Here is a 14,777-nt window from a genome sequence, read left to right as displayed (position 1 = left end):
CAAGGCCGTCCGGACGCCCGTCCGGCCGGTGGCGGCACCCGTCCGTCGGGCCCGCGCCCGGTCACCGTGGCGAGGTGCCCTTCCCCCAGACGAAGACCTCGGTGCTCGGCCGGCGTTCGGAGAACCGGCCCGAAGCGGAGGCGTCCCGCAGCAGCCGACGCAGGTCCGCCTCGAAGTCGGCGCGGCGCGCGCCGAACAGATGCGGGGCCGAGAACGACATCGAGAACACCCCCGCGACCACGTCGTCGACCGTGCGCTCGAGCGCTTGGCCGCCGGGCACGACAAGGCGCCGCGGACCGGAGAATCCGGCCCCGGCGAGCACCGCGGCCTCACCGCCGGGCGTGCCCTGCGGCAGCACGCCCCGGCCGGCCCGCCGGACCGGCCCGAGGTGGCTCTTGACCAGGTCCTCGATCGCCGCACCGGGCACCGCCGGATGGGGAAGACCGTCGACGGTCGGCGTCTCGGTCTTGAGGTCCGAGATGTGCACCAGGGCACCGCCGGGCCGGAGCATGTCCCTGGTGGTCGCGGCCACCAGCTCGCGATCCATCCAGTGGAAGGACTGGCCGAAGGTGGCGACGGTGAACCGGCCCAGCCCCGCGGGCAGTTCCTCGGCCCGGGCCCGCACCCACCGGGCCTTCCCGGCCACTCCTCCTGCGGCGGCCTCGCGCCGCGCCTCGGCGATCATCTCCGCGTCCGGGTCCACGCCGACGACCTCGCCGAACAGGTGGGCCAGGGTCAGGGCGAGGATCCCCGGCCCGCATCCCACGTCGAGGAGCCGCCCTCGTCCGTCGAGACGCAGTGCCCCGGCGAGCGCGTCGGCCAGTCCGGGGGCGTAGGGGAGGCGTCCGCGCCGGTAGTGCGCGGCGGTGCCCGCGAACAACGTCTCGTCCCACTCCCACCCGGCCACCACGTCCGCCGACCCCCTTCGCGTAGATCCCCTTTGTCCGGTTGTCGATGATGTCACGGCCGGGGTGGCGCGCGGCTGCCCGAGCGGTCCGCCCCCCGGCCGCCGGGACAGCGAACGCACAGGGGGCTCACAGCGGGGCCGGGGGGTGGGGGCTCCGTCCCCGCCCGGCACCGAGGGATAACCCTCGAAGCGTCCGGCTTTGGCTGACATGCCACTGTCAAGCCTGTCATTCTCCCACCCAACTACCGCGCACCAGCGGCAAGTTGTCTTCCCGTGCTCACGGTCCCGCACCACTCAGCTCGTCCCGGACAGCACACCCGTCTGCCCGGTCTGTCACCGGCCGTTCCCCACGGCCGCCGCAGTAGGAGAACGAGTGAGACCCAACCCCCGCAAGCGGACCACGGTCGGAGCGGCCCTGCTCTCCACCGCCGCACTCGTGGCCCTCGGTGTCCAGACGGTTCCGGCGACCGCGCTGCCCGCAGCCCCCCACCCCAGCCCCGTGCGCGCCGGTGGCCTGGCCGCCGACCTCACTCCCGCCCAGCGCACGACGCTGATCAGGAGCGCCGAGGCGAGGACGACGGACACGGCCGAGTCCCTCGGCCTGGGCGCCCAGGAGAAGCTGGTCGTCAATGACGTCGTGAAGGACAACGACGGCACCCTGCACACGCGCTACGAGCGGACCTACGCCGGTCTGCCCGTCCTCGGCGGCGATCTCGTCGTGCACACGCCCCCGGCCTCGCTGGCCGCCGGCACGGTGAGCACGACCTTCAACAACAACCGCCGCACCGTCTCGGTCAAGTCCACGACCGCCACGTACAGCAAGGCGGCCGCCCGGACCAAGGCCCTGACGGCGGCCAAGGCGCTCGACGCGACGAACCCCGCCGCCCAGAGCGCGCGCAAGGTGATCTGGGCCGGCGAGGGCACGCCCAAGCTCGCCTGGGAGACCGTGGTGAGCGGCCTCCAGGACGACGGCACGCCGAGCAAGCTGCACGTCATCACCGACGCCGCCACCGGCGCGAAGCTCTCCCAGTTCGAGGGCGTCCAGACCGGCACCGGCAACAGCCAGTACAGCGGCACGGTCACCATCGGCACCACGCTGTCCGGCTCGACGTACCAGCTGAACGACACCACGCGCGGCACGCACAAGACGTACAGCCTCAACAACGGGACGTCCGGCACCGGCACCCTGATGACGGACGCCGACGACACGTGGGGCACGGGCTCCGGCTCCAACACGCAGACCGCCGGCGTCGACGCGCACTACGGCGCCCAGGTGACGTGGGACTTCTACAAGAACACCTTCGGCCGCAGCGGCATCAAGAACGACGGCGTCGCCGCCTACTCCCGCGTCCACTACAGCACGGCGTACGTCAACGCCTTCTGGGACGACGACTGCTTCTGCATGACCTACGGCGACGGCACCAGCAGCACCCACGCGCTGACCTCGCTGGACGTCGCGGGCCACGAGATGACGCACGGCGTCACCTCCAACACCGCGAACCTCAACTACACCGGTGAGTCCGGCGGGTTGAACGAGGCCACCTCCGACATCTTCGGCACGGGCGTGGAGTTCTACGCGGCCAACTCCTCCGACGTCGGTGACTACCTCATCGGCGAGAAGATCGACATCAACGGCGACGGCACCCCGCTGCGTTACATGGACAAGCCCTCCAAGGACGGCGGCTCCGCCGACAGCTGGTACTCCGGCGTCGGCAACCTGGACGTCCACTACTCCTCGGGCCCGGCGAACCACATGTTCTACCTGCTCTCCGAGGGCAGCGGCACCAAGGTCATCAACGGCACCAGCTACACCAGCACGACCTCGGACGGCGTCGCCGTCGCGGGCATCGGCCGGGCAGCGGCGCTTCAGATCTGGTACAAGGCGCTGACGACGTACATGACGTCCAGCACCACCTACGCCCAGGCCCGCACCGCCGCGCTGAACGCCGCCTCGGCGCTCTACGGCGCCAGCTCCGCCCAGTACGCCGGAGTGGGCAACGCCTTCGCCGGCATCAACGTCGGCAGCCACATCACGGTCCCGACGACGGGCGTCTCGGTGACCAACCCGGGCAGCCAGTCCGCCACGGTCGGCACTGCGGTGAGCCTGCAGATCTCCGCCAGCAGCACCAACAGCGGCTCGCTGACGTACGCGGCGACCGGCCTGCCCGCCGGCCTGTCGATCAGCAGCTCGACCGGCCTGATCTCCGGCACGCCGACCACGGCCGGCTCCTCCAGCACCACCGTCACGGTGACCGACAGTACCGGCGCGACCGCCACCGCGTCGTTCACCTGGACGGTCAGCTCCACCGGCGGCGGCTCCTGCACCGCCACACAGCTGCTGGGCAACGCGGGCTTCGAGTCGGGCAGCACCACCTGGACGACGACGAGCGGTGTGATCACCAACTCCAGCAGCCAGGCGGCCCGCACGGGCTCCTACAAGGCATGGCTCGACGGCTACGGGTCGACCCACACCGACACGCTGTCGCAGTCGGTGACGATCCCTAGCGGCTGCACCAACACCACGTTCACCTTCTACCTGCACGTCGACTCGGCCGAGACCAGCACCAGTACCGCGTACGACAAGCTGACGGTCACCGCCGGATCCACCACCCTGGCCACCTACTCCAACCTCAACAAGGCCACCGGGTACGTCCAGAAGTCCTTCAGCCTCGGGTCCTTCGCGGGCTCCACCGTGGCGCTGAAGTTCTCGGGCGTCGAGGACTCCTCGCTCCAGACCAGCTTCGTCGTGGACGACACCGCCGTCACGACCGGCTGATCATGACCGGCTGATCACGATCGGTTGCACACGACCGGTTGATCCGCTCGAACCGACGACGTCCCGCACACGGGCTCCCTCCGTGTGCGGGACGTCGTGGTGCGCGCTCCGTTCGGTTCAGTTCAGCTCAGTTCAGCGGGTCGAGCGTCAGGTACGCCTGGCTCGGCGAGCCGTCGTGGACGAGGGACTCCTGCTGCCCGACGTCGTCGAAGGCGAACGCGTACGCCTTGCCGTCCGCCATCTGCGCGTGGATCTTGCGGGCGTAGTGGTTGGTCACCGTGTCCTGGTAGAAGTTCGCCGTCGTGGTGTCCGGCTGGTTGGGGTTGACCAGGAGCGTGGAACGGTTGAAGCCCGCGCACAGGGTGCGGGAGATCGGTCCGCGCACGGCGTCGTTCGGCGCGTCCAGCAGCCGGTGGCAGCCGAAGATGCTGGACGCGTCCGGCTTCTGGAAGCTGGTCACGACCGCGCCTGAGGAGTTGGTGAAGTTCATGACGCCGCCCGAGACCCGCCCGAAGTACTTGGTGCCCGGCTGGTCGGCGAACGGGGTGACGGTCAGCGTGCTCGTCGCGTACTTTTGCCAGACGCGGTTGACGTAGTCGTCCATGACGTTCGCCGGGAGGGCGCCCGTCTCCACCCCGTACAGCGGGGCGAGCGCCCGCAGCACGGTGCCGTCGGACCGGGTCTGGACGAGGTTCGCCCAGCCGCCGGGCTGTCCGCGCAGGGCGTTGAAGAAGCCGGTGTAGCCGCCCGCCTTGAGGTGCCCGGTGCTGATGGTGGTCCCGTCGGCGCGCTGTACGCCGACCGCGTACGGCGCGGAGAACATGTCGACCTGCGTGCTGTTCAGCCACAGCCCGGAGTCGTTCAGCGTGTACTCCGACCAGTTGAACAGGATGTTCCGGTTCGGGTCGGTCGGGTTCTGCACGGCCGGCTGCACCAGGCCGCCGGTGGTGAGTCTGAAGTCGAGCTTCTGTCCGTAGGAGAAGTAGACCCGGCCGGAGAACTTGGGGAGCCGGATGGTGGCGGACTGCCCGGCGGCCGGGCCCGCGATCGAGGCGTCCGGCGCGGGTGTGGGCGGGTTGCCGCCGACGGGCCAGGCGTGGAAGGTGCCGTTCGCGTCCGCCCAGCCCTGCCGGCCCGTCGTCAGCTGGGTGCCGAGGTTGTAGACGTAGAGGCGGTCGCCGCGCCCCGAGTTGTTGGTGATCTTCAGCGGGATGGTGTCGGGGACGGCCGCCTGGGCCGGGGGACCGAGAGAGAGCAGTGCGCCGACGAGAGCGGCTGCTCCGGCGATTCTGAGTGCGTGCGTGATCCTCGAGAGCACTCTCCACCTCCGTGCGGGTAGGCCTGTGGGGTTGGTCCGTACCATGTTGAGAGCGCTCTCAAAGTCGCATCGGGGTTGTGCCCATGTCAACAATGTGAGCAGAAACAGGAACGGGAGCGGGAACAGAAACAGAAGAAGCAGGAACGGAAACGGAATCGGAAACGGCAAAGAAGGGACACCCCCGGCACGGCTCGTGCCGGGGGTGTCCCCGTGTGCGGTCCCGGTCGCTCAGAAGGTGCGCTTCAGCAACTCCAGCAGCGCGGCCCAGTGCCGCTCGGAGCCCTTCTCGTCGTACGCGGCGGTGTCGGCCTGCGTGTAGCCGTGCTCGGCGCCGGTGTAGACCTCGCACGTGTGACGGACGCCGGCCGCGGTGAGGGCCTCCTCGAAGCGCTCGATCTGCTCGGGCGGCAGGGAGTGGTCGTTGTCGGCGTGGCCGAAGTACAGCTCGGCCGTGATGTGCTCGGCCGCCAGGTGGGGGCTGTCCGGCGCGTCGGTCGCGAGCCGCCCGCCGTGGAAACCGGCCGCCGCCGCGACCCGCTCCGGATGGCCGCCGGCCGTCCACAGGGCGAGCCGGGCGCCCATGCAGTACCCGGTCAGCGCCACCGGGCCGTCCGCGACGAGCGGGGACTCCTCCAGCCACCGCAGATAGGCCCCGGCGTCCCGCACGGCGAGTTCGGAGGTGAGGGACTGGATGAGGGGGCCCAGGGCCGCGAAGATCTCCGGACGCGCACCCGGGTCGATGAACTCCGGCAACTCCACGACCGGGGCGCGCCCGTGCCGGTAGAACACGTTCGGGACCAGCACCGTGTAACCCGCCTCGGCGAGCCGGTCGGCCATCGCCCGCAGGTGCGGACGCAGCCCGAAGGCGTCCTGGTAGAGCAGCACGCCCGGCCGGGGCGCCCCGTCGGCGGGATGCGCGAGATAGGCGTCGGCGACGCCGTCCTCGGTGCGGATGTCCACGGCTGTTCCCTGTACGGAGGTCATGGGGGTGCCTCTCTGCGTGGTGCACTACGGCGAGTGGGCGAGCGATCGACCGGCCCGGTGGGGCCGGGCGGCGACCATCGTTGCATGCACCATCCACCTGCCTTCCGGGACCCCCGGTCCAGGGTGTTCGGGGCGCGAAAGGCCTTACTCGAACCGCGAGGTGTCGCCCGCCCCGTGCCGCACGATCTCCGCCTCGCCCTCGGAGAAGTCGATGACCGTGGTCGGCTCGGTGCCGCAGTCCCCGGAGTCCAGCACGGCGTCCACCACGTGGTCGAGCTGGTCCTTGATCTCCCAGCCCTGGGTCATCGGCTCGTCCTCGCCGGGCAGCAACAGGGTGCTGGACAGCAGCGGTTCACCGAGTTCGGCGAGCAGGGCCTGGGTGACCACATGGTCCGGGATGCGCACGCCCACCGTCTTCTTCTTCGGGTGCTGGAGCATGCGCGGCACCTCCTTGGTCGCCGGGAGGATGAAGGTGTAGCTGCCCGGCGTCGACGCCTTGATCGCGCGGAACACGTCCTTGTCCACCCGTACGAACTGGCCGAGTTGCGCGAAGTCCTGGCACACGAGGGTGAAGTGGTGCCGGTCGTCCAGGTCGCGGATGGCCCGGATCCGGTCGATGCCGTTCTTGCTGCCCAGTCGGCAGCCCAGCGCGTAGCAGGAATCCGTCGGGTACGCGATCAGCGCGTCCGCCCGGATGGCGGCCGCGACCTGGGTGATGGTGCGCGGCTGAGGGTTGTCGGGGTGCACGTCGTAGTACTTCGCCATTGGCCGAGCTTATGCCGTGCCACGGGGCGGCGGCTCCGCAGGACCGCCGTGCGGCTCGCCCAGGACGAACTGCCGGCTGTCGGCTGGCAGCACCGGCGCCGTCGCGGGGTCGGTCTCCCAGCCGTGGCGCATCCAGCGCCGGGCGAGCCGGCCGAGCTGGGTCAGCGCCAGGAAGCCACGCAGCCGCCGGGAGTCCGGGTCGGACCGGCCCGCCTGCCCGAGCCCCGCTTCGACGGCGGAGACGACCTCGTCGCACCACTGGTCGACCAGCTCGCGCAGCTCCGGCTCGACCACCGCGGCCTCGTGCACGGCCAGCGCGTAGGGACGGATCCGCGGCCACTGGCGGGCGGCGTCGCGCAGCTACGCCCGCCCTGCCCGCGCAGCCGCCCTGCCCGCGCAGCCGCCCTGCCCGCGCAGCCGCCCTGCCCGCGCAGCCGCCCTGCCCGTGCAGCTGCGGGCGGCCGTCGTCGAGGGCGGCGGCCAGGCCTTCATGAACGGCCTGCACGCCGCCTTCGTGGTCACCGGCCTACTGTGTGTCGCGGGCGTCGTCCTGGCCGCCGTCGGCATCAGGAAGTCCGCCGCCTCGGGCTGACGTCCGCGGTTCCGCCCGCGGTATCCCCGTTCCGCGGGCGGACGTTCCGGCCCGCGTGAGGTAACGTCCCCGACCGATATGACTGGTTCGGCCCGCACGGGCCGTGAGGGACGAGGAGAGCGCCGAGATGGCCGGCCGGGACGACGGGAACCCTCACACCGACGCGGCGGACGACGCCGGCTCGGCGTGGGCGCAGGAACTCCTCGGACAGCTGCGCCCCACCGGCGGCGACCTCCGCAGAGTCCTCGACTGGCTGGCGGTGACGCTCGACGCGACCGTCTCCCTGCGCGACGACAAGGGCGCCGCGCTCGCCGGACCGCTCACCCCGCTGGACGAGAGCCTGGTCGCCGCCGTCACCGGCGGCAGGCTCGCCTCCGCCGCCTGGGAGGGCGAGGGCAGGTCCGTGCGCCTGATCAGGGTCGAACTCCCGCGCCCCGCCTCGTCGGGCGTGCTCGCCGTGACCCGGACGCGCCCCTTCGACCGGCGCGCCTCCGCCATCGTCACGCACACCGTGGGCGTCCTCGAACTCCTGCTGCGCGCGCAGGAGACCGCCGCGACCGGACACCGGCTGGCCCGTGCCACCGCCGATCTGCGCCTCGCCATCCTCCAGCTGCTCATGGTCGAGGACACCGTCGCCGCCCGCCGTGTCGCGGCCGGTCTGTGGCCCGGCCTGCTCGACACCGACACCGCCTGCGTCTACGTGGTCGAGACCAGCACCGAGGAACGCGACCGGCTCGCGGCGGCCTGCGTGGCGGCGACCCACGACGAGGCCCTCGTGGTGCGCTGTCCCGCCATGGACGGCCACGTCATCGTCGTCGTCCCGGACGACACCGCGGGCCGTGCGCTGCGCGCCCTGTGCGGCCGGCACGCCGGCGCCTTCCTCGGCGGCAGTGCCCCGCAGAGCCTCGCCCGCACCGCCACCGCCTACGGACAGGCCGTCAGCGCCCTCGCCGTGGCCCGCTTCCGCCCCGACAAGACGGCCGTCTACGCGGAACGCACCCACCCCGAACGCCTGATGGACCCCGAGGTCCTGCGCACCTGGACGACCCGGCTGCTGCGCCCCCTCGACACCCTCCCGCACCACACCCGCGCCGAACTCCTCGCCACCACCCGGCTCGGCCTGGAGTTCACCGCCGTCAACGCCGCGAAGGTGCTCGGCGTCAGCCGCAACACCGTCCGCGCCCGCATGGAACGCGTCGAGAACCTGCTGCGTGCCGACTTCTCCGACCTCACCGTCCGCGCCGCGGTCCACCTCGCGCTGCACACCCAGGTCGCCATCGCCGGGCACCTGACGGGCACCCCGGCGGCGCCCGCCCCGCTCGGCGAGCTGCTCGGCGGCCCCGCCCTGCGCGGCTGGGCGCAGGATCTGCTGGCCCGCCTCGACTCCGACGGCCGGGACCTGCGCGGCACCCTGCGCGCCTGGATCGCCGCCGGCGGCAACGCCGAACGCGCCGCCCAGCTGCTCGGCGTGCACGCGCAGACCGTCCGCGAACACGTCCGCAGCGCCGAACCCGTCCTCGAACGTCAGCTGCTCGCGGCCGGCAGCGACCTGTACGAGGTGGTCCTGGCCCATGTGGCGGCGGGCGACCTGGCCCAGCCCGACCTGCCCGAATCCGCCCAGCGGACGGAATCGGGCCATCCGGACTCACCTGTGCACAGGTGAGTCCTCCGGCGGCCGGAGCGGGCATCGAGACGATTCCCAGCCGCCCGCCGGGCACGTACTTTCGAGGAGCGGCGGGGGTACGACCGGAACGGGGGACCGGTCGCACCCCCGTGCTTCAGTTCCGCAGGCGGACCGGGATCTCCTGCCAGCCGCTCGCGATGAACGAGGGCACCTGTCGCAGCTCCGCGGCCCCGGTGTCCAGGCGCAGCCCGGGGAACCGGTCGAACAGCGCGGGCAGCGCCGTCAGCGCCTCCATCCGGGCCAGCGGCGCCCCGATGCACCGGTGCACACCGATCCCGAAGGCCAGATGGTCGTCCGCCGCGCGGGCCGCGTCGAACACCTCCGCGTCCGCCCCGAAGTGCGCCGGATCCACGTTGGCCGCCGCGTACGTCGTGATGATCGCGTCCCCGGCCGGGATCGTCACCTCACCCACGGTGATGTCCTCGACGGCGAACCGCAGCGGCAGCGTGGCGATCGGCGGGTGCAGCCGCAGCGTCTCGTCCACCACCGCGTCCCAGCCGATCTCGCCCGCGCGGACGGCCGCCAGTTGCTCGGGCCGCCGCAGCAGCGCCACCGCCGCGTTCCCGATGAGGTTCACGGTCGTCTCGAAACCGGCGCCGATGACCAGCAGCAGCGTGTACAGCAGCTCCTCGTCGCCGAGCCGGTCGCCCTCCTCGTCGCGCACACGGATCAGTTCGGTCGTCATGTCGTCGCCGGGATGCTCGCTCTTGTACGCGATGAGCCCGCCCAGCACCGTACCGATCTGCTCCTGCACGTGCGCGGCGTGCTCCGGGGTCGGGTCCGTGGTGTCCATGATCGCCGCGACCAGCCGGACATTGGCGTCCCGCAGGTGGTCCGGCACCCCGAACAGCTCACAGACGATCTGCATCGGCAGCGGATGCGCGAAGCCGGCCTTGAGGTCGACGGTGTCGTCGCCCTTCTCCAGTGCGTCCAGCAGCTCGGCGGTGATCGCCTCCACCCGGGCGCGCAGCGCCTCGGTGCGCCGGTGGGTGAAGCTCGGCGCCACCAGTTTGCGCAGCCGCGCGTGGTCGGTGCCGTACGTGGAGAGCATGTTGATCACCCCGACCCAGCCCAGGATCCAGCCCCAGGAGGGGTGCTCGCCGAGTTCCGCCCACTGCCGCCAGTGCCGCCGCGGGTCCTTGCTGACCCGCGGGTCCAGGATCAGTGCCTTGAGGGTGTCGTACCCGGTGGGCGCCCAGGCCGGGATGCCGCCGGGCAGCTCCACGGGCACGAGCGGCCCGAGGGCGCGCAGCCGGGCGCTCTCGGCGTGGACATCGGTGCCGAACGGGTCGAGGACGATGCGGTCGGTCACGGTCACGAACGGACTCCTGAGGGTTCGGAAGTGGGGGAGCGAGGGCTGAAGCGGACGGGCAGCGCGGTCAGCGAACGGTGGAACGCGCCGGGCCGCCAGGTCAGCCGATCGCGGGGCACGACGGGATCGAGGTCGGGCAGCCACTGGGTGAGCCGCTCGATCGCCTCGGTGACCAGCAGCAGCGTGTGCTGCTTCACCGGACAGGCATGCGCTCCCGCTCCCCATGACAGATGCGAGGCGTCGTTCGGATGCCGCTCCTCGGTGACCTCCCGCTCGGCGAGGATCCCGAGTGCCCCGTACGACACCACCACCGGCACCGCCTCGCGCAGCCATACCCCGTGGAAGGCCACGGGCCGGCGGACGTAGTAGATGCCGTAGTTCGCGAGCGGCGTCTCGTGGTGCAGCACCTCGACCACCGCGTCCAGGACGGGGCGGGCGCCATTGGTGAGGGTGGAGTAGTAGAGCGGGTTGCCGAGGATCCTCGACAGCGTGTTGGACAGCAGGTTCGCGGTCGGCCCGTACCCGGCGCCGAGGGTGAGGAACACCTGCCAGGTGACCTCCTCCCGGGTGAGCCCCGCCGGGTGGTCGAGGAGCCGGCTCGGCAGGTCGTCGCCGCGCCGTTCGGTCTTGGCGGCGATGAGGTCCAGCACGTACTGGGCGTACTCCGCCTCGCCCACGGTCGCCCGGTCGCCGCCCTCCATCATCTTGCCCACGCCCGAGTGCAGCCGGTCGCCCTGGCTCTCCGGCAGGCCGAACAGGTCGTTGAAGACCAGCGCCATCAGCGGCTCGGCGAAGTCGCCGACCAGGTCGGCCTCGCCCCTCGGCCCGATCCGGCCCACCAGCAGCCGCACCGCCCGGTGCACCCGCCCCCGCAGGTCGTGCGGTTCCACCAGGTCGAAGACGTCGATGAGGGTGGTGCGGTAACGGACGTGCGCTGCCCCGTCGGCGAACAGGGCGTTGGGCCGCCACCGCATCATGCCGAGCACCGGAGAGTCGTCGGGCACGGTCGACTCCCACGCGCGCGGGTCGTGCGAGAACGTCTCCTCGTCGTGCAGCACGTCGAGCGCGGCGCGCCGGTCGGTGACCACGTACGCCGGCACCCCTGGCGCCAACTCGGCCCAGCCGACCGGCCCTTGGCTGCGCAGTGCCTGGTAGTAGCGGTGCGGATCGGCTGCGAAGCCCTCCTCCCACAGCCGCACCGGCGCGGAACGCGCGAAGTCGCGCTGGTCCGGGGGATGGATGGTCACCGGGCCTCCACGGGGTCACGTCCGATCAGATGGTCGACGAGCGCGAGCAGCGCGTCGATCGAGGAGTCGCGGTCCCGTGCGTCGCAGGTCACCATCGGTGTCCCGGGCTCCAGGTCCAGCGCCTGGCGCAGCCGCTCCACACCGTGGTGGCGGGGCGCGTCGGGGAAGTCGTTGAAGGCCACCGCGTACGGCAGCCCGCTCTCCTCCACCAGGCCCAGCACGTCGAAGGACGCGTCGAGGCGGCGGCTGTCGACGAGGACGAGCGCGCCGAGTGCCCCGTAGGCGATGTCGTCCCACAGCGCGCGGAAGCGCTCCTGCCCGGGCGTGCCGAACAGGTACAGCACGACATCGCCGGGGAGGCTGATCCGCCCGAAGTCGATGGCGACGGTCGTCGTCGACTTCTCCCGCACCCCGGCCAGGTCGTCCACCTCGGCGGACGCCTCGGAGAGGTGTTCCTCGGTGTGCAGCGGCCGGATCTCGGACACCGAGTCGATCAGGGTCGTCTTGCCCACCCCGAACGGCCCCGCGACCAGGATCTTCACCAGATCGCGGGCGGTGTCGGGGTGGTGGACGGCGCCGGGCGAACCGGCGCTAGGGGTGGTGTTTGAGGGCGCGGAGGCCATCGGCCACTCTCTTCAACAGGTCGGGGTCGAACCGTTCGGCGGGCGGGATCGGCGCGCGGGCGAGAACGAGGTCCCGGTCGACGAGGTCGGCCGCCAGCACCCGTACCGCGGACACCGGCAGTCTGAGCAGCGCCGCCGCCTCCACCACCGCCAGTGAGCCGCCCACCAGCGTGTCCAGCAGGGCCAGTTCGGCGGCCGGCAGGCCGACCGGCAACGGCTCCTCGCTGCGGGCGAGCACCGACAGCCGCTCCAGATGGGGCCGGCTGGGCCGGGCCACCCCGCCGGTCGACAGGTACGCGGGGACGAGGGGACGGCCGGCCGGGCGGCGGGTCATGCCGGTGCGTTGTCGTCGGCTCCTCGGGGCGCGGCCGCCATGGCCTTCTCGCCCAGTCGCGCCACCTGGGAGTGGACCCGGTGCGCCAGCAGGTCCAACCGCATCTCGCCGTCGCCGTACGCGGCCACGCAGGTGCCGTGGTCGGTCGGCACGATCAGCACATAGCCGTGGTCGGACTCGATGACGATCTGGCGTACCTCGGCCCGCTCCCGGTCGGCGAACGCGGCCGCCGCCGTCCGACAGGCCCCCTGCACGGTGCTGGTGATGGCGGCCACCCGCTCGGCCGACGGCTGCGACAGGGCGTCGGTGTAGCCCGTCACCAGTCCGTCCCGGGTCAGCATGACGGCGGCCAGCACGTGCGGCACCTGCAGGATCGGTTCCAGCACCCATGCCGTGTCGCCCGTATTACGGCTGGTCATCTCGCCGCTTCCCCCTCGATGTCGATGTGGTCGGTGTGGTCGGTCTCGCCGGTCCGGCCGGCCGGGGTGTCCCCGTGGCCGTCGGCTCCGGCGTTCTCGGCGGCCGCGCGGGCCGCCGCCGTGCCGGACTGGAGCGCGCCGAGCGCGGCCGCGGCCTCCTCCGGTGTGCGCGCGGGTCTGTGCGCGGCTCTTCGGGCCGGGCTCTCCTCGGGTGCGGCGGCCCGGGTGCGGCGACGGCGTTGCGGCAGGCCGTCGGTGTCCGAGGGCTCGTGATGCCCCGGTGCCGCCTCGGGGGCGCCGGACTCGGTGCCGTACGCGTGGGAGGGCGCGGGCCGGTCGGCCGCGGCCTTCCGGGTCGTGCGCGGCGCACTCGCGGCCGGCGGCCGGTCGGCCGGGTCGAGACGGCTGAGGAGATGACTGTCGACCCGCAGCACCGCGCGCACGCCGCCGTACGGCGAGGCCGAGGAGACATCGACGCCCAGGTCGAACTGCCGGGTGAGACGGCCGATCGCGGCCAGCCCCATGCGCGGCGGATCGCCCAGGTCGGTCAGCAGGATGAGGTCGTCGCCGGCCACCAGCCGCTGGACACGGTCTCGTTCGTCCCTCGTCATGCCGAGGCCCGCGTCGTCGATGGTGACGCACACGCCGTGGTGGACGTGCTCCAGGCTCACCACGACGTCGGTGTCCGGGGCGGAGTGCCTGAGCGCGTTGTCCAGCAGTTCGGCGACGATGATGGCCACCGGTTCGACGGCGTGCGAGACCAGGGCGGTGCCGGTCTCGAGGTGGTTGTGGACCTGGACCCGGTGGTAGCCCGCGAGCCGGGCCTGGCCGCCGGTCACCGCGTCCACCAGGTGCGACTCCTCGCGCGCCAGCCCGACCCAGGCCCCGCACACCACGGCGGTGACCTGCGCGCGGCGCAGCGACTGCTCGTTCTCGTGGTCCAGCCGGAACAGCGTCTGCGCCAACTCCGGGTCGTCGTAACGCTGCTGGAGTCCGCGCAGCGCGTCCTGGAGCCGGTACAGCGCCGCCTGGATCTCCCGGGTGGCGCCGCGCATGCCGGCCTGTGCGGCCGCGTCGACCCGGGTGCGCTGGGCGGCCACCTCGGACTGGAGCGCCAACACCACGTTCTCCAGGGCGATGCCCAGCGGGGTGCCCGTGGTCAGCGGCTGGAGCGGGCCCGGTTCGGCCACGTGCGGATGGGCCACCTGCCGGGCGGCGGCGGGCACCCGCCGGCCCGCCAGATGCTCGACCTCCGCCGTGAACGCCTTGACGGACCCGTCCAGTTGGGTTCGCAGTGCGGCGATCTCGGCTCGCTGCCGGGTCTGTTGCCGCCGCAGTCGCAGCAATCCGCCGCCGAGGGCGAGCGCGGACAGTGTGCCGGCGGCCAGGCCGCCGGCCACCAGGTCCGGTAGTTCCATCATCGATTCGGTTCCAGGGAGGGTCGGACGTCGTCTCGGTGCTCAGGGCAGGGGCGGATCCGAGGGGCTCGGACCGGGCACTCGCAGCACAGTACACACCGTCATCGATCGATCCCGCACGGTTGAGCGAGACTTGCCTCCCAAAGTGCCCGGTATCTGTTCACTTCTGCGTCGACTGTCGGAATTGCCTTACGCGGTAAGCGAGTTGTACGGCCCGTTTATTCGCCGTCGACCGGGTGGTGGCTGCCGGGCGCCGACGAGGACCGCTCTGACAGCGGGAAGGAGACCGGCCGGTCCTACGATCGGACGGGGGTGGGCCTCCGAACGGGGGCCGCGCTCACCCGTGCCGGTGAGCGCGGGGCGCCCGCGCGTACCACCGGCGTGCCCCTCCCCGTTGG

Annotated in this window: 14 protein-coding genes; 3 read left to right on the top strand and 11 right to left on the bottom strand. The window is 72.2% G+C overall.

Features of this window, described 5'->3' with window-relative positions:
* Positions 1 to 61 precede the first annotated feature (61 nt).
* The gene (locus ACFVYS_RS20265) at positions 62 to 910 is read right to left on the bottom strand and encodes a class I SAM-dependent methyltransferase (protein ID WP_389503783.1); all 849 of its coding nucleotides are present in this window, start codon (positions 908 to 910) and stop codon (positions 62 to 64) included.
* 370 nt (positions 911 to 1,280) lie between these two features.
* On the opposite strand from ACFVYS_RS20265, the gene ACFVYS_RS20260 reads away from it, so the two are divergent.
* Positions 1,281 to 3,683: a M4 family metallopeptidase gene (locus ACFVYS_RS20260; RefSeq protein WP_389503781.1), complete on the top strand. Its 2,403-nt coding sequence runs from the start codon at positions 1,281 to 1,283 to the stop codon at positions 3,681 to 3,683.
* A 127-nt stretch (positions 3,684 to 3,810) separates the two neighbouring features.
* Here the strand turns inward: ACFVYS_RS20260 and ACFVYS_RS20255 are convergent, their stop codons facing one another.
* The 4 genes from ACFVYS_RS20255 to ACFVYS_RS20240 all read right to left on the bottom strand — a co-directional run bounded on the left by ACFVYS_RS20255 (position 3,811) and on the right by ACFVYS_RS20240 (position 7,059).
* Entirely contained in the window at positions 3,811 to 5,001 is a 1,191-nt protein-coding gene (locus ACFVYS_RS20255) for a glycoside hydrolase family 64 protein (RefSeq protein ID WP_389503779.1), read from the bottom strand.
* Between the two features lie 228 nt (positions 5,002 to 5,229).
* Complete coding sequence (locus tag ACFVYS_RS20250) at positions 5,230 to 5,985, bottom strand: dienelactone hydrolase family protein (RefSeq protein WP_389503778.1); 756 nt, start codon at positions 5,983 to 5,985, stop codon at positions 5,230 to 5,232.
* A gap of 144 nt (positions 5,986 to 6,129) precedes the next feature.
* Entirely contained in the window at positions 6,130 to 6,750 is a 621-nt protein-coding gene (locus ACFVYS_RS20245; protein ID WP_057604422.1) for an L-threonylcarbamoyladenylate synthase, read from the bottom strand.
* Between the two features lie 9 nt (positions 6,751 to 6,759).
* Positions 6,760 to 7,059 carry a hypothetical protein gene (locus ACFVYS_RS20240; protein WP_389503776.1) on the bottom strand — a complete coding sequence of 100 codons (300 nt, stop codon included), beginning with the start codon at positions 7,057 to 7,059 and terminating at the stop codon, positions 6,760 to 6,762.
* A gap of 136 nt (positions 7,060 to 7,195) precedes the next feature.
* On the opposite strand from ACFVYS_RS20240, the gene ACFVYS_RS20235 reads away from it, so the two are divergent.
* Together ACFVYS_RS20235 and ACFVYS_RS20230 are read left to right on the top strand one after the other, a co-directional pair.
* Entirely contained in the window at positions 7,196 to 7,342 is a 147-nt protein-coding gene (locus ACFVYS_RS20235; RefSeq protein WP_389503775.1) for a hypothetical protein, read from the top strand.
* Between the two features lie 127 nt (positions 7,343 to 7,469).
* Complete coding sequence (locus tag ACFVYS_RS20230; RefSeq protein ID WP_389503852.1) at positions 7,470 to 9,005, top strand: helix-turn-helix domain-containing protein; 1,536 nt, start codon at positions 7,470 to 7,472, stop codon at positions 9,003 to 9,005.
* A 115-nt stretch (positions 9,006 to 9,120) separates the two neighbouring features.
* On the opposite strand, the gene ACFVYS_RS20225 is transcribed toward ACFVYS_RS20230, so the two are convergent.
* From ACFVYS_RS20225 to ACFVYS_RS20200, 6 genes are read right to left on the bottom strand one after another with little or no spacing between them, the layout of a single operon-like run.
* Complete coding sequence (locus ACFVYS_RS20225; protein ID WP_389503773.1) at positions 9,121 to 10,344, bottom strand: cytochrome P450; 1,224 nt, start codon at positions 10,342 to 10,344, stop codon at positions 9,121 to 9,123.
* Positions 10,341 to 11,585, bottom strand: a complete 1,245-nt coding sequence (locus ACFVYS_RS20220) for a cytochrome P450 (RefSeq protein ID WP_389503771.1) — start codon at positions 11,583 to 11,585, stop codon at positions 10,341 to 10,343. Before ACFVYS_RS20220 ends, ACFVYS_RS20225 begins: the two co-directional genes overlap by 4 nt.
* Entirely contained in the window at positions 11,582 to 12,208 is a 627-nt protein-coding gene (locus ACFVYS_RS20215) for an ATP/GTP-binding protein (RefSeq protein WP_389503769.1), read from the bottom strand. Before ACFVYS_RS20215 ends, ACFVYS_RS20220 begins: the two co-directional genes overlap by 4 nt.
* Entirely contained in the window at positions 12,177 to 12,542 is a 366-nt protein-coding gene (locus ACFVYS_RS20210) for a DUF742 domain-containing protein (RefSeq protein WP_389503767.1), read from the bottom strand. The genes ACFVYS_RS20215 and ACFVYS_RS20210 overlap by 32 nt, the downstream gene beginning before the upstream one ends.
* Positions 12,539 to 12,961, bottom strand: coding sequence for a roadblock/LC7 domain-containing protein (locus ACFVYS_RS20205; RefSeq protein WP_054245159.1), 423 nt, complete (start codon positions 12,959 to 12,961; stop codon positions 12,539 to 12,541). Before ACFVYS_RS20205 ends, ACFVYS_RS20210 begins: the two co-directional genes overlap by 4 nt.
* Entirely contained in the window at positions 12,958 to 14,382 is a 1,425-nt protein-coding gene (locus ACFVYS_RS20200) for a sensor histidine kinase (protein ID WP_389503765.1), read from the bottom strand. Before ACFVYS_RS20200 ends, ACFVYS_RS20205 begins: the two co-directional genes overlap by 4 nt.
* Positions 14,383 to 14,777: the final 395 nt, after the last annotated feature.

It is taken from the genome of Streptomyces sp. NPDC058295, from assembly GCF_042880655.1.
Taxonomy (GTDB): domain Bacteria; phylum Actinomycetota; class Actinomycetes; order Streptomycetales; family Streptomycetaceae; genus Streptomyces; species Streptomyces coriariae.
This window is presented reverse-complemented; position numbering and strand designations above follow the sequence as displayed.